Raw genomic sequence first — 13,101 nt, 5'->3', positions numbered from 1 at the left:
GAGAAGGCAGCAGGCAAGCCCGCCGGTAGAGCGGTTTCATTTTTAGCAGAATCGTTGAAACCGCTCTATTTCTTTGTTTTCACGCATTATCCAACACAAAACCGCGATGCACTTTTGCTGGAAATGCTTTGATCTACTCTAGTTAATCCCGGTTCTGTCCAGAACCAGATTGAGCTTGAGCACATTGACGACCGGCTCACCAAGAAAACCAAGCTCGCGCTGCTCGATCTGCTGTTCGACGATACCGCGAAGGCTCGCCGCATCAAGCCCGCGCGCTTTGGCAACGCGAGGCACCTGAAAAAGCGCTGCTTGCGGTGAGATATGCGGATCAAGCCCGCTTGCCGATGTTGTGACGAGATCAATCGGCACTTCGGCATTGGGTGTACCCTGCCGCAATGCGTCGGCATCGGCTTTGATGCGTGCAATCAGTGCCGGATTGGTTGGCCCAAGATTGGAGCCACCCGAGCTTGCAGCATCATAACCTTCTTTGCCAGCCGCAGAAGGGCGGCCATGGAAATAGCGCTCGCCTGCAAATTTCTGGCCGATCAGTTCAGAACCGATCACCTTGCCATCCTTTTCGATGAGGCTGCCATTGGCCTGTTGCGGAAAGATGGCTTGTGCAAGGCCGGTCATGCCAAGCGGATAAATCAGCCCTGTGATGACAGTAAGAGCAACGATCATGACGAGTGCTGGACGCAGTTGTTTCAACATTTTCTTGTTCCTTAAACGAGGCCGAGGGCGACGATGGCCATATCAATGGCTTTGATGCCGATGAACGGAACAATGACGCCGCCAAGGCCGTAGATCAGAAGATTGCGCGACAGCAGTGCGCCTGCGCCGACAGGCTTATAAGCAACGCCCTTCAGCGAAAGCGGGATCAGCGCGACAATGATGAGTGCGTTGAAGATGATCGCCGAGAGGATCGCGCTTTGTGGGGTCGCAAGCCCCATGATGTTGAGCGCGCCAAGCTGCGGATAAAAGGCGAGAAACATCGCGGGAATGATCGCAAAATACTTGGCAATGTCATTGGCAATCGAGAAGGTCGTGAGTGCGCCGCGCGTCATTAGCAATTGCTTGCCGATCTCAACAATCTCGATGAGCTTGGTTGGATCACTATCGAGATCGACCATATTCCCGGCCTCGCGTGCGGCAACCGTACCCGTATTCATCGCAACGCCGACATCGGCCTGCGCCAGGGCTGGCGCGTCATTGGTGCCGTCGCCGCACATGGCCACAAGCTTGCCCCTGGCCTGTTCCTGCCGGATAAGCTCAAGCTTGTTTTCAGGCGTTGCCTGCGCCAGAAAATCATCGACGCCTGCTTCTGCTGCAATCGCCGCCGCCGTCATCGGATTATCGCCAGTAATCATCACCGTGCGGATACCCATGCGGCGCAATTCAGTGAAACGCTCGCGGATGCCGCCCTTGACGATATCCTTGAGGTGAATGACGCCAAGCAGGCGTCCATCCTTGCTGACGGCCAAAGGTGTTCCGCCGGTTTTGGCGATTGTGTCGGCAATGGCTTGCAGTTCATGGACGGTCTTCTCATCCGATATTGCATGTTTGAGCACGGCATCAACCGCGCCCTTGCGGATTGACGACCCGTCAACATCGACACCGCTCATCCGGCTTTGCGCCGTGAACGGCACGAAGATCGCATTCAGGCTCTGCATATCGCGGCCGCGCATGTCGTATTTTTCCTTGGCAAGAACGACTATGGAGCGGCCTTCGGGCGTTTCGTCGGCAAGCGAGGCCAATTGTGCGGCATCGGCAAGGGCCAGTTCATTCACGCCGCTAACCGGCATAAAGGCTGTGGCCTGACGATTGCCGAGCGTGATTGTGCCGGTCTTGTCGAGCAAAAGCGTGTCAACATCACCGGCAGCTTCCACCGCACGACCAGACATCGCAAGCACATTGAAGCGCACCAGACGGTCCATGCCGGCGATGCCGATTGCCGACAAAAGTGCGCCGATTGTGGTCGGGATCAGGGTGACGAAGAGAGCAACCAGCACGATGACGGGAATATAACCGCCCGCATAGGAGGCAAAGCTCGGAATCGTCACCACAGCCAGAACAAAGATCAGCGTCATGCCTGCAAGCAGAATGTTGAGCGCGATTTCATTTGGCGTCTTCTGGCGTTCAGCCCCTTCGACAAGGCTGATCATCTTGTCGATGAAAGTCGAGCCCTGAGCCGCCGTGATGCGGACCTTGATCCAGTCAGAGAGAACCTGCGTACCGCCGGTGACAGCAGAGCGGTCGCCGCCCGATTCACGAATGACCGGAGCGGATTCACCTGTGATGGCTGCTTCGTTGACGGAAGCCACACCTTCGACGACTTCACCATCCGATGGAATGATGTCGCCTGCTTCAACGAGCACCACATCGCCGACCTTGAGACTTGTACCAGGTACGGTCGTAAAGTCTTTCTGGCCTGGATCACGGAGCAGTTTGGCCTGGGTTTCCGTGCGGGTGCGGCGCAGGGATTCCGCCTGTGCCTTGCCGCGACCTTCGGCAACAGCTTCGGCAAAATTGGCAAAGAGTACCGTGAACCAGAGCCACAGCACGATCTGGAACGAAAAGCCGATATCGGTTCCGCTGGTCGCAACATCCTTCAACAGAAGAACAGTTGTAAGCATCGAGACCACAGCCACCACGAACATCACCGGATTGCGTGCAAGGCTTTTGGGATTAAGCTTGCGAAAAGCGTCACCAATGGCGGGAATGAGGATGCGCGCATCTAGGATGCTGGCCTTAACGACTTTGGCGGATTGGGACTTGCTCATAGGGAACTCCAGAAAAGCGGACCCAGAAATTCTGCAGCAAGTACGATCATCAGCACTGCTGCGAGGATGAGGAGAATGAGGTTTGATGGCCTAAAACTCCGTGCATCCGAATGGATGCAAAAAGGAGTTATTAACTTGCTGAATATGTGCATTAGAATGTCTGCCCGTTGATAAGCGCGAGATGTTCAGCCACAGGTCCGAGTGCCAGTGCGGGGAAGAAGATCAGACCACCCACAACGAGAATGACACCGATCAACAGACCGACGAAAAGCGGTCCGTGGGTCGGGAATGTCCCGGCGGATTCGGGTGCAGCCTTCTTGGCAACCAGTGAGCCTGCAATTGCCAGTGCCGGTACGATGACCAGAAAGCGGCCCATCAGCATCGCAAGACCGATGGTGATGTTGTACCAGGGCGTGTTGCCCGAGAGACCACCAAAGGCCGAACCGTTATTGGCGGTGCCCGACGTATAGGCATAAAGGATTTCCGAAAAGCCATGCGGCCCCGGATTGGCAATCGAGCTTAGACCTGCCGGAATGACTGTGGCGATTGCCGTAAAGCCAAGGATCGAAAGCGGCAGGCAGAGAACGGCGAGCATGGCCATCTTCACTTCTTTGGCCTCGATTTTCTTGCCCAGATATTCCGGTGTGCGTCCGACCATCAAACCGGCCACGAAGATTGCCACGACGACAAACAGGATGATGCCGTAGAAGCCTGCGCCCACACCGCCGATAATGATTTCACCCAGCATCATATTGATCATGGGGATCATGCCGCCAAGTGCCATCATGCTGTCATGCATGGCAATGACTGCGCCACAGGAGGCGGCTGTCGTCACCACTGCAAATAGCGCCGACATGGTAATGCCGAAGCGGGTTTCCTTGCCTTCCATATTGCCGCCATCAATGCCAAGCGCATGGATCAGCGGATTGCCCGCAGCTTCTGCCCAATAGCAAATGGCAACACCGGCCACAAAGAGCACGCCCATTGCAGCAAAAATCGCCCAGCCCTGCTTTTCATTGCCGACCATGCGGCCAAACACATTTGTAAGGCCCGCACCGATGGCAAAGATCGCTACCATCTGGATCATGTTCGAAATGGCATCGGGATTTTCAAATGGATGCGCGGAATTGGCATTGAAGAACCCGCCGCCATTGGTGCCGAGCATCTTGATGGCAAGCTGAGAAGCGACCGGACCAAGGGCTATGACCTGACGCGCGCCTTCAAGCGTGGTGGCTTCGACATAAGAGCCGAGCGTCTGCGGTACACCGAGCGCCACAAAAGCAAGCGTCATGACCACACAAATGGGCAGCAGGATATAGAGCGTGCAGCGTGTGAGGTCACACCAGAAATTGCCCAGCGTCTTCATCGATTTGCGCGAGAAGGCGCGGATAAGCGCAATGGCTATGGCCACACCCGTTGCAGCCGAAACGAAATTCTGGACTGTAAGACCTGCCATCTGGGTGAGATAGGACATGGTGCTTTCGCCACCATAGTTCTGCCAGTTGGTGTTGGTCACAAAACTTGTGGCCGTGTTGAAGGCGAGATCGGCAGGCACATTGCTCATGCCCATCGGGTTGAAAGGCAGGGAACCTTGCGCGCGCTGCAGAAAATAAAGCAGCAGAAAGCCTGCAAGATTGAACAGCAGCATGGCGGCTGCATAGCTCGTCCAGTGTTGCTCCTCACGCTCGCTTGTTCCTGCCAGACGATAAAGGCCCCGTTCGATGGGAACGAGGACAGGCGACAGAAACGTGCGCTCGCCATTGAAAACGCGCGTCATGTAGCTGCCAAGCGGCTTTATGAGCGCGATGATGATCCCGCAAAATATGAGGATCTGTATCCATCCATTGATTGTCATGGTTTTTCCCAAGCCTGATTAGAGCGCGTTTCGATCTGATTGAAACAGATCCGCGCTCTAAATCTTTGGTTTAACGCGCATCGTATCCGAAATTGGCTTCCGACTTTTCGGGATGCGCTCTAGGCTCAAATCGGCTGCTTATTCAGAACCGTTCCGGACGAATGAGCGCGTAAAGAAGGTAGGCGGCAACGAAAGCCGCAACCAGGGCGCCTGCGATATATTCAATCAGCATGGCGGGTTCCTCAAAGCCTCTCGCAAAGGCGCAAATAGCCAAACAGCATTGCGAAGAAAGCGATGCCGATACCAAGAACGGCGATATCCATTGTCATTTCTACTGTGCCCGGCCTGATTACCTGTGGGCTCCCTGTTTCACAGCAGGCACTATGCTGCCGGAGCTCATAGGATTTCGAGAGAGGGTAAAGGGCGAAGAAATAAAAAAGTCATATATGTTTGGAAGACAATTTCACCATTTCAGTCGGTCAGTTTTTCCAACTTGATGTTGAATAATTGCTGCGATGAATAGTGCGGCTTATCTTTTGACGCAGTTATGCAGCGAGTGCTTCGAACTGTTGTTTGATTGAGAGTGCATTAGCGGCTGCAAAGATGCCTTGCTGTTTGCGCATCATGTGAATGAGCTCAATACCGGTGAGCGTGATACCGGTTGCGGTTTCTGACTTGAAACTTAGCATGGAGCGTGTGCGTCGTTTGATGCGGCGATGATCCTGCTCAATCGTGTTGTTCATGTATTTGCTGGAGCAATGACAATCGGTTTGCCAGCCTGGCTAAGCCGGATCTCCGCATCGCATTGCATTATAGCTATTCTATTTGTCTCGCGTCCATCAATGGTAATGCGCACTGGCCTGCCGTGGCGGGCGAGTGCCTTGCGGATAATGCATTTGGCAGCGCTCAGTTTACGTTGTTTGCTGAAACAGAACTCGACCGTGTCACCATTGCTATCGATGGCGCGGTATCAGTACAGCCAGTGGTGTTTGACGTTGATGTGCGTCTCATCAAGGTTCCATTTGCGTGGGACCTGACGCTTCCTCCGATTGAAACGTTCAAGCCATTTGGGGCTGAAGCAGATGACCCAGCGATGCAGGGTTAAATGATCGAGATCAATGCCGCGTTCCGCCATCATTTCCTTCAGATTACGCAGGCTCAGATTGTAAGCCAGATACATCGAACACACAGAAGGATGACAGATTTATCAAAATGGCGACCTTTGAACATCAAAAATACTCAGCTGATTAAAAGCCGGTATTCTGTCAGTCCATCCATTTACGAAAAGTTTGCAACAAAACCGTTTATCACAGGCGCATTTTTTGCAGGGCAAACGGTCTGAAAATTTTGAGATATGGTTTAATTTATTGCATCGTACCGACACAACATACGTGAGATATTGCAATGTAGATCTTATAGTCTACATTAACACTAATAAAAATGTAGATAGATTGAAGGATTGCGACAATGGCGATCAACATTACAAATGAAGAGGCGGACAAGCTAATACGCAAATTTGCCAAGCTCACAGGCCGCAATCTGACTGATGCGATTATATTAGCTGTGAATGAGGCAATTGAGAGTCGGGTTAACACGGAAACACCGATGGAAACAGCCGAACGTTTACGTAAAAAACACGGCATTCGGCTGACAGCTCAGGCGAGAGAACCCCTTCCCCCGTCCGTATTCAATGAAATGTGGGAAGACAAATAATGTATGTTGATGCTTGCGCCCTTATCGCATTGGCTACCAGTGAACCCGAAGCCGAACGCGTTTCACATGCTCTGACCAATGCAAAGAAGCGCATCACCTCCGCTGTGGCGATTTTGGAAACAGTAATCGCATTGACAAGGCCTGATAAATTCGATTGTACGCCCACACAGGCCGAAGCGTTTCTTATGGACTTGCTGGAGTCGCGAAATATCAAACTCGTTGATTTGCCGATTGCGAAAACGGCATCCAGTCTATCAATAAGTGCTTTTGAAAAATTCGGCAAAGGGGCAAGACGGCTTAATCTGGGTGATTGTTTGCATTACGCTTGTGCAAAATATTATCGCGTTCCTATTCTCGCGACCCATGATGAATTCCGTCAAACGGATATTGAAACCATACCTTAATAGGCGTTTCAGAAATGAAGATGATAACGTAGCGGTTCCCTATCCGCCGTTATCTGCTCGCCAACCCTGGTTCTGTTATAAACCACTACGATTTGATCAGTTAGGGAAATGCTCAAGGCCGTCATGTTGTAATTGTAGTTTTTGGGTATACCCATTGTGGAGTGCTGAAATCCGGTACTGTATGGTCCGTTATGACAGTTTATAACAGACTGGTACACGCAAATGGCCCTAACAGTACCGCAGAAGTTTCAGCCATCTGCTAGCGTCTACCAGTGAGCAGGAAGCATCGCGGGCGAGGGTATGCTGGACACGTTTGCACGCGAGCGGGTTGTGACCATTTGTAACTACAACACGGAGAATGAATCCGGTGCGCGGCTTGACCGGCCAGAATTGTTTCGTCTGCTGGATGATTGTCAGTCTGGTGACGTGTTGCTGGTGAAAGACGTTGACCGGCTGTCGCGATTGAAAGAAGACGATGGGCAGCGGTTGAAAACGCTGTTGCGTGAACGTCAGATCAAGGTTGTTGCTGTAAATGTACCAACAACATGGCAAAGCCTTTCACCAAACCATTCAGAATTTGACGCCCGTATGTTCGGCGTGATCGATGACATGTTGCTCGATATGCTGGCGGCAATTGCACGGCGAGATTATGAGCAGCGCCGCGACCGGCAAAAGCAAGGTATAGCTGTAGCAAAGGCCGCTGGAAAATATCAGGGGCGCAAGGCTGACATAAAGCGATACGTGGCGATTAACCGGATGCTTGCCAGCGGGAACTGGGCGCTGTAAACTGGAGACAACCCGCGTAATCATTGAACGCTGCAGGGTTGTCGGAGGTTTGATGATCGTCTGCGCTCGATGCGCAACCGATCATCTATATTTGCACCGCCGATATGCATGTGGCCATTGTCAGGTTGCTACACTCACATCAAAATCGAAATTAATACGCTCATAGGGGAATGAAATACCCTGTTCCCTTTTGTCGATCACACCAGCATTGATCAGCGTTGTCACGTCACGATGAACGGCCTGCACGTTACGCCCTACACGACGCGCAACTTCTCTGATCGACAAAGCACCCTGACCGGCCAGAGCCTTGACGATTGCGAGGCGGGAAGGGGCAAGCACCCGATGCATGTCATCATAGCTCAGAAAATTAAGAGACGGATCGACGGCCACCGCTTCACCTGTACGAGCCTGTTGTGCCGCCCGCAAAACCCTTGATTTGGTATCGGCATGTGATGCAATCCGAACGTTTAATGTGTTCATCGCATTATCCTTTCCATATCGGCCAGAAACGCGTCATAGAGCCCTTCGAGCGAGACAAATTCGATCGGTTCTTCCAGACCCGTCAATGTGCCGGTGATCGCCCTTGCCGCGCTCATTGTCATAGCGCAGAACGCATTCACCGCCCACAACCTGAGCCAGCTGGTATCGGAACGGATGCGCACTGCCTAAGACCGGTTCGGGCAAGGGCCAGAGTATAACCTCATCAAAGGCCGTTTCACTGGTCGCCGTTCGGGCCTTTTCTAACAGCGTGGCTGTCACGTTGTTATCGATAACAACATTGATGATTGTTGTCAGTAGAAACAACACTTACTTCCATACTAAAATGGCACAAAGAAACGTTAGCGTCGGATTCCGCCCCTTCCCGCAAGCGATGCCATAGACAGGCAAGGTTACCCGCACCAGAGCGCATATGTGCGGCGAAGTGCGCCACGCACGCACTTCGCGACGTCGGATTTGACAAACTGTCAGCCTGCCCCGAACTTTCTGGCCATATCGCTCAGTCTTGCCAGTGCTTCGTCGAACCGCCCTTCGGCTTCAGCGTGTCGCTGGAATGCCACGCGCGAAACAAGTATTTCTGCCGGTGTCGGCTTCTGTGAAAACAACGCCATGACCTCATCCGTAAATTCTGACAATGGCTGGTAGCCATCACGTGTCTCCTGACCGGGCGTGAGTGTTGTCTGCACTGCGGGCGGAACCAACTCGATGACTTCAACCTGCCCCTTCAAAGCCTCACGCAATGAAATGGTATATGAATGGATTGCTGCTTTGGTCGCATTATAAGTCGGAGCGCTAAACAGCGGAACAAATGCCAGACCTGAACTGACATTCACTATTGTTGAATCTGGCTGCGCCACAAGATGATTGATGAACGCATTGGTCATACGGATGGTACCAAGCAAGTTTGTCGTGATCATTGCCTCAGCATCAGTAAGATCACGCTGATGATCCAGAGTTTCAGACCGCATGATGCCTGCATTGTTAATAAGAACATTTATGCTTGGATACTTTCTGATAACATCGATAGCAAAATCAGAAATGTCTGGGCTACTTTCAACATCGACTGTTATCGCAAGCATATTATCGCGTCCGATGCACGCTCGTTCAAGTGCATCCAGGCGCCGTCCGGCAATGATAACAGTGTTGCCCAAATCGTGAAAGCGGTGCGCTAATGCTTCCCCGATACCTGACCCGCCGCCGGTAATCAGGATCGTATTGCCAGTTATTTTCATGCAATTTACTCCGCTAGAGCGCATGCCAAAAGTGTGAAACAGCTATAGGCATCGCGTTAAAACAGCTTGTTAGAGCGATGATTTGGTCCCACAGATCGAACCAGCCTCCAGGGCCACTGGTGCTTAAATGAGCTTATTGCTATCTGATGGAAAGAAGGCACTTAAAAGAATTATACTTACCAAAAAGAGAGTATTGAATTGTCCGGTTTGAAACACACGATGCCCTCAAGTCCCCTAGAGAAAAGTCAGACAAGAGCGCCGGATCCAAAAGTCGAGGCACTGGTCAATGATCTCATTGGCCGGGTCGCGGATAAATGGACGATGATTATTCTCGAAATGCTCAATGGGCATGAAGAATTGCGCTTTACGCAGCTTGCGCGCCATATCCCGAATATTAGTCAAAAAATGCTGACGCAAACACTGCGCCAGATGGAGCGCGATGGACTGGTGTCGCGCACAGTGCATGCGGTTGTACCACCCCGCGTGGACTACCGACTGACCCTTCTGGGTATGAGTTTAGGAGCAGCCTTCTGCGGCGTTTGGATTTGGGCAGAGGCCAATCTTCAGACAGTTGAGACTGCGAGGCGGAAATTTGAGGAGCAGCGCCCCTGAGTGATAAAGCTCACTTCTATTAATCATATTTTCTAAAATAATGAGCTATAGAAATGGACACTATCGCTCGTGACCTGGAACAGGACACAACCGGACTGGCCCAATTTCCACTATGACGCTGCACAGTCTGGAGCAACAATTCCTGCTGTCATCCGGCGAAGTGATCGGCGCGGTGCGCCATATCAATCCGGCCGAGCGCGATCTGTTGCGTATCGAACTTTTGAGTGATGAAGCGATCAAAACAAGCGCCATTGAGGGCGAGACTTTAGACCGGCTCTGTGTGCAGTCGTCACTGCGGCGGCAATTAGGCCTGACGACCGACCGGCGATCTGTGCAACCGCGTGAACACGGCATCGCCGAATTGATGATCGATGTGAATGGCAGTAAGTAACGCTCTGTTGCAAAACTTCAATCTGAACGGAGCCCGGCCTATCTCTGGACGTAGTTATGCAGCGAGTGCTTCGAACTGTTGTTTGATTGAGCGTGCATTTACCGCTGAAAAGATGCCTTGTTGTTTACGCATCATGTGAATGAGTTCTATACCGGCGAGCGTTATGCCCGCTGCAGTTTGTGACTTGAAACCAAGCATGGAGCGTATGCGTCGTTTGATGCGATGGTGATCTTGCTCAATCATGTTGTTCATATATTTGCTGGAACGAATGGCAATCGGTTGGCCAGTCTGTCTGAGCTGGTTCTCTGCATCGCATTGCAATATAGCTATTCTGTTGCTCTCCCTTCCATCAACGGTAATGCGCACTGGCCTGCCATGGCGGGCCGGTGCCTTACGCAGAAAGCGTTTAGCAGCGGTTAGATCACGATGTTTGCTGAAATAGAACTCAACCATAGCGCCATTGCTATCAATCGCATGATATAAGTACAGCCACTCACCTTTGACCTTGATATACGTCTCATCAAGGTTCCAATTGCGCGTGACCTGACGCTTCTTCCGATTAAAACGTTCAAGCAGTTTTGGGCTAAAGCTGACGACCCAACGATGGACGGTTGAGTGATCGAGATCGATGCCACGTTCCGCCATCATTTCCTTTAGATTGCGAAGGCTCAAATTGTAAGCCAGATACCAACGAACACAAAGCAGAATGACGGACTTATCAAAATGGCGGCCTTTAAACATCTGAAATACCCGGCGGATTAAATGCCAGGATACTATCAGCTCATCCATTGACGAAAAGTTTGCAACAGATCCCGTCGGCTTCTGGACTTCTAATAGGCGTTGACCAGTCTCCAATCCGCATCTTCATAACGGACTAAGCATATTCTTGGGCAAGTGCCCGATCCCACTGAGCTGGTGAACGGATATCAGGGTGTTGGCCACCAAGCCATCGGCCACATTTCAGAATGCCATAGTAGTTGCTGGTCAAGGTCGATCGAGCAGCGGTCGTCCGCGACCAGAACAACACCGTAGGGTTCATTGCGACTCTCCGAGAAACTTTGGCTTCAACCAGCATTTTTGTCGCAACAAAAACTTCCAATCAATATAAAAATCATGTAAAATAAATCAATTATGGCTGATTTGATAAGATGTATACGCTAAATAATTGTAAATAAACATCAAAATTGTTACAACAAATTTAAGTGTTTATTGCTGCCTCGGAGCGAATATCTGGATAGTCTCTAGAATTGGAGTTATGCATTGCTGATGTCATTTAAAAATTATGCGTCCCTTATGAAATCCAGCATTGAACATTTGCCACTCGCGAAACAAGAGGAACTGCATCGAACAGTTCAGATCTTGTTGGAGGAGCTTGAAGATGCGTTGAAGCCTGGGTCAGCAGAGTTTAAAAAGCGTGGGCGTATCTTGAAGATCATTCTCTTCGGATCATACGCCCGCGGCGACTGGGTTGATGAGCCGCATACATCCAAGGGATACCAATCTGATTTTGATCTTCTGATTATTGTCAATGACAGGCGACTAACGGAATTTTCAACATATTGGAATAAGGCAGATGACCGCCTTATCCACGCACAGGATTTGAAGACCCCTGTTAAGTTCATCGTTCACTCGAGACGAGAGATCAACAATGCACTTAAGCAAGGACAGTACTTTTTTGTCGATATCAGACGCCAGGGAATTGTGCTCTATGAGCTCGATGATGAGCCATTGGCCGAACCGCGGCCAATATCAGATCGTGATGCATATCAAATCGCGAAGGGGCATTTTGAGGATCGCTTGCCGCATTCAAGAGTGTTTCTCAAAACTGCTAGGTTTTGCGTCGCACAGGGGGACTTTAAAGAGGCTGCATTTCTATTGCATCAAGCCATTGAGCAAGCTTATTCCGGTTTGCTTCTCACGTTGACCAATTACACGCCTGCTTCGCATAACATTAAGTTTTTACGGAGCATTGCGGAAAGCCAGGCGCCAGGTTTGGCGGATGTTTGGCCGCGAGATCAGCAGCGCTATTCCGCATGGTTTAATGTGGTAAACGAAGCTTATGTCAAAGCGCGGTATTCAAAGCATTTTGAGATTAGCCAAAAAGCTTTGGAGTGGTTGTCAGCGCGTACGCAAAAGTTGATCGACGAAGTCGATATTATTTGTCGGGATCATCTGCTCAAGTTGAGCCAGGCCGCAGAAATTTAGTCTGTCATTTTTTGAGAATACTCAAACTCAGGATGTACAACCATTTTTTCTTGTGCGCAGGGGTGAGGCGGGGGAACTGAAATCCCTCTTAAGGGTGAGATTTGGCTCATGCGGGCAAAAGCAATGAAAAATGAGGGATTACCGATCGGCTGCTCTTACAAAGCTTCTTTTCTGGTAGGTGATCGCATTGCCGTCGTGAAGGGCGCTCCCAATCTAACGCGGCAAGGCCAGTTGCGATTGTAAGCGGGGCAGATTTGTTGGGGGGGTCTTTTATTTTTGAGTCAAAGTCAGAAATGCTTTTTACTCAAGACTTGTGCATAACGCCGAAGTTCGTCGATCATTTTGAGCCCGAGGATTCCTGATTTTCGCAAATCATGATTCTCTGTTGAGATGCCGAAGAGAACGCTTCCCTCGCCCAAGCATGCTGACACGCTTTCACTGAACGCGTTGCGCAGTCTGGTCACGGGTCTGGTTGAGAAGGCAGAACGTGCAGAAGTTCGCCTTGAGAAGCTGGAAGCTGAAAATGCAGCACTCCGTAAGGAGAATGCCGAGCTCCGTCTGGAAAATACCCAGCTTAAAGTTGAGAACCAACTCCTTCGCGATGAGATTGCGCGACTGAAAAACC

General features: G+C 51.0%; 13 protein-coding genes and 5 pseudogenes. 8 read left to right on the top strand and 10 right to left on the bottom strand.

The genetic code is table 11. The features are described from left to right. Nucleotides 1-138 precede the first annotated feature (138 nt). The 5 genes and pseudogenes from kdpC to WH356_RS09990 all read right to left on the bottom strand — a co-directional run bounded on the left by kdpC (nt 139) and on the right by WH356_RS09990 (nt 5,865). Nucleotides 139-711 (bottom strand): potassium-transporting ATPase subunit KdpC, encoded by a 573-nt coding sequence (gene kdpC, locus WH356_RS10010; RefSeq protein WP_339510363.1) that lies wholly within the window; start codon nt 709-711, stop codon nt 139-141. An 11-nt stretch (nt 712-722) separates the two neighbouring features. Continuing rightward, on the bottom strand, nt 723-2,780 hold the full coding sequence (kdpB, locus tag WH356_RS10005) for a potassium-transporting ATPase subunit KdpB (RefSeq protein WP_339510361.1): 2,058 nt from the start codon (nt 2,778-2,780) through the stop codon (nt 723-725). 151 nt (nt 2,781-2,931) lie between these two features. Beyond that, nucleotides 2,932-4,635, bottom strand: a complete 1,704-nt coding sequence (gene kdpA, locus WH356_RS10000) for a potassium-transporting ATPase subunit KdpA (protein WP_194779783.1) — start codon at nt 4,633-4,635, stop codon at nt 2,932-2,934. A 142-nt stretch (nt 4,636-4,777) separates the two neighbouring features. After that, nucleotides 4,778-4,867, bottom strand: a complete 90-nt coding sequence (gene kdpF / locus WH356_RS09995; protein WP_036567035.1) for a K(+)-transporting ATPase subunit F — start codon at nt 4,865-4,867, stop codon at nt 4,778-4,780. Nucleotides 4,868-5,180: 313 nt separating this feature from the next. Then, nucleotides 5,181-5,865: pseudogene (locus WH356_RS09990) on the bottom strand (IS6 family transposase). A gap of 237 nt (nt 5,866-6,102) precedes the next feature. On the opposite strand from WH356_RS09990, the gene WH356_RS09985 reads away from it, so the two are divergent. The 3 genes from WH356_RS09985 to WH356_RS09975 all read left to right on the top strand — a co-directional run bounded on the left by WH356_RS09985 (nt 6,103) and on the right by WH356_RS09975 (nt 7,538). Further along, entirely contained in the window at nt 6,103-6,348 is a 246-nt protein-coding gene (locus WH356_RS09985) for a type II toxin-antitoxin system VapB family antitoxin (RefSeq protein WP_339510356.1), read from the top strand. Next, nucleotides 6,348-6,752, top strand: coding sequence for a type II toxin-antitoxin system VapC family toxin (locus WH356_RS09980; RefSeq protein WP_339510354.1), 405 nt, complete (start codon nt 6,348-6,350; stop codon nt 6,750-6,752). Before WH356_RS09985 ends, WH356_RS09980 begins: the two co-directional genes overlap by 1 nt. Nucleotides 6,753-7,052: 300 nt before the next feature. Then, the gene (locus WH356_RS09975) at nt 7,053-7,538 is read left to right on the top strand and encodes a recombinase family protein (RefSeq protein WP_339510352.1); all 486 of its coding nucleotides are present in this window, start codon (nt 7,053-7,055) and stop codon (nt 7,536-7,538) included. Nucleotides 7,539-7,658: 120 nt separating this feature from the next. On the opposite strand, the gene WH356_RS09970 is transcribed toward WH356_RS09975, so the two are convergent. The 3 genes and pseudogenes from WH356_RS09970 to WH356_RS09960 form a co-directional block, all read right to left on the bottom strand. Next, nucleotides 7,659-8,018 (bottom strand): HVO_A0114 family putative DNA-binding protein, encoded by a 360-nt coding sequence (locus WH356_RS09970; RefSeq protein ID WP_339510350.1) that lies wholly within the window; start codon nt 8,016-8,018, stop codon nt 7,659-7,661. Next, nucleotides 8,015-8,297 (bottom strand): annotated as a pseudogene (locus WH356_RS09965) (toxin-antitoxin system TumE family protein). Before WH356_RS09965 ends, WH356_RS09970 begins: the two are co-directional and overlap by 4 nt. A gap of 206 nt (nt 8,298-8,503) precedes the next feature. Further along, the gene (locus WH356_RS09960) at nt 8,504-9,268 is read right to left on the bottom strand and encodes an SDR family oxidoreductase (protein ID WP_339510348.1); all 765 of its coding nucleotides are present in this window, start codon (nt 9,266-9,268) and stop codon (nt 8,504-8,506) included. A 219-nt stretch (nt 9,269-9,487) separates the two neighbouring features. On the opposite strand from WH356_RS09960, the gene WH356_RS09955 reads away from it, so the two are divergent. Together WH356_RS09955 and WH356_RS09950 are read left to right on the top strand one after the other, a co-directional pair. Next, entirely contained in the window at nt 9,488-9,880 is a 393-nt protein-coding gene (locus WH356_RS09955; protein WP_339511143.1) for a winged helix-turn-helix transcriptional regulator, read from the top strand. Between the two features lie 69 nt (nt 9,881-9,949). After that, nucleotides 9,950-10,256 (top strand): annotated as a pseudogene (locus tag WH356_RS09950) (DUF4172 domain-containing protein); the annotation flags it as partial. 69 nt (nt 10,257-10,325) lie between these two features. Here the strand turns inward: WH356_RS09950 and WH356_RS09945 are convergent. Together WH356_RS09945 and WH356_RS09940 are read right to left on the bottom strand one after the other, a co-directional pair. After that, a complete protein-coding gene (locus WH356_RS09945) occupies nt 10,326-11,012 on the bottom strand; it encodes an IS6 family transposase (RefSeq protein WP_339510346.1) in 687 nt (228 codons plus the stop codon). Between the two features lie 133 nt (nt 11,013-11,145). Then, a complete protein-coding gene (locus WH356_RS09940) occupies nt 11,146-11,310 on the bottom strand; it encodes a hypothetical protein (protein ID WP_339510344.1) in 165 nt (54 codons plus the stop codon). Between the two features lie 227 nt (nt 11,311-11,537). Between WH356_RS09940 and WH356_RS09935 the strand changes: the two genes are divergently transcribed. The 3 genes and pseudogenes from WH356_RS09935 to WH356_RS09925 all read left to right on the top strand — a co-directional run. Then, nucleotides 11,538-12,476 carry a nucleotidyltransferase and HEPN domain-containing protein gene (locus WH356_RS09935; RefSeq protein ID WP_339510342.1) on the top strand — a complete coding sequence of 313 codons (939 nt, stop codon included), beginning with the start codon at nt 11,538-11,540 and terminating at the stop codon, nt 12,474-12,476. A gap of 93 nt (nt 12,477-12,569) precedes the next feature. Further along, nucleotides 12,570-12,716, top strand: a pseudogene (locus WH356_RS09930) (ABC transporter substrate-binding protein); the annotation flags it as partial. Between the two features lie 150 nt (nt 12,717-12,866). After that, nucleotides 12,867-13,101, top strand: a pseudogene (locus tag WH356_RS09925) (IS66 family transposase); the annotation flags it as partial.

Source organism: Ochrobactrum sp. MYb379 (genome assembly GCF_037479515.1).
Lineage (GTDB): Bacteria > Pseudomonadota > Alphaproteobacteria > Rhizobiales > Rhizobiaceae > Brucella.
This window is presented reverse-complemented; position numbering and strand designations above follow the sequence as displayed.

Bases quoted from the DNA above. Each gene is read 5' to 3' on its own strand.
- WH356_RS09935 (WP_339510342.1), top strand. From the start codon at position 11,538: ATGTCATTTAAAAATTATGCGTCCCTTATGAAATCCAGCATTGAACAT.
- WH356_RS09945 (WP_339510346.1), bottom strand. From the start codon at position 11,012: ATGTTTAAAGGCCGCCATTTTGATAAGTCCGTCATTCTGCTTTGTGTT.
- WH356_RS09940 (WP_339510344.1), bottom strand. From the start codon at position 11,310: ATGAACCCTACGGTGTTGTTCTGGTCGCGGACGACCGCTGCTCGATCG.
- WH356_RS09970 (WP_339510350.1), bottom strand. From the start codon at position 8,018: ATGAACACATTAAACGTTCGGATTGCATCACATGCCGATACCAAATCA.
- WH356_RS09955 (WP_339511143.1), top strand. From the start codon at position 9,488: ATGCCCTCAAGTCCCCTAGAGAAAAGTCAGACAAGAGCGCCGGATCCA.
- kdpF (WP_036567035.1), bottom strand. From the start codon at position 4,867: ATGCTGATTGAATATATCGCAGGCGCCCTGGTTGCGGCTTTCGTTGCC.
- WH356_RS09960 (WP_339510348.1), bottom strand. From the start codon at position 9,268: ATGAAAATAACTGGCAATACGATCCTGATTACCGGCGGCGGGTCAGGT.
- WH356_RS09980 (WP_339510354.1), top strand. From the start codon at position 6,348: ATGTATGTTGATGCTTGCGCCCTTATCGCATTGGCTACCAGTGAACCC.
- kdpC (WP_339510363.1), bottom strand. From the start codon at position 711: ATGTTGAAACAACTGCGTCCAGCACTCGTCATGATCGTTGCTCTTACT.
- kdpA (WP_194779783.1), bottom strand. From the start codon at position 4,635: ATGACAATCAATGGATGGATACAGATCCTCATATTTTGCGGGATCATC.
- WH356_RS09975 (WP_339510352.1), top strand. From the start codon at position 7,053: ATGCTGGACACGTTTGCACGCGAGCGGGTTGTGACCATTTGTAACTAC.
- kdpB (WP_339510361.1), bottom strand. From the start codon at position 2,780: ATGAGCAAGTCCCAATCCGCCAAAGTCGTTAAGGCCAGCATCCTAGAT.
- WH356_RS09985 (WP_339510356.1), top strand. From the start codon at position 6,103: ATGGCGATCAACATTACAAATGAAGAGGCGGACAAGCTAATACGCAAA.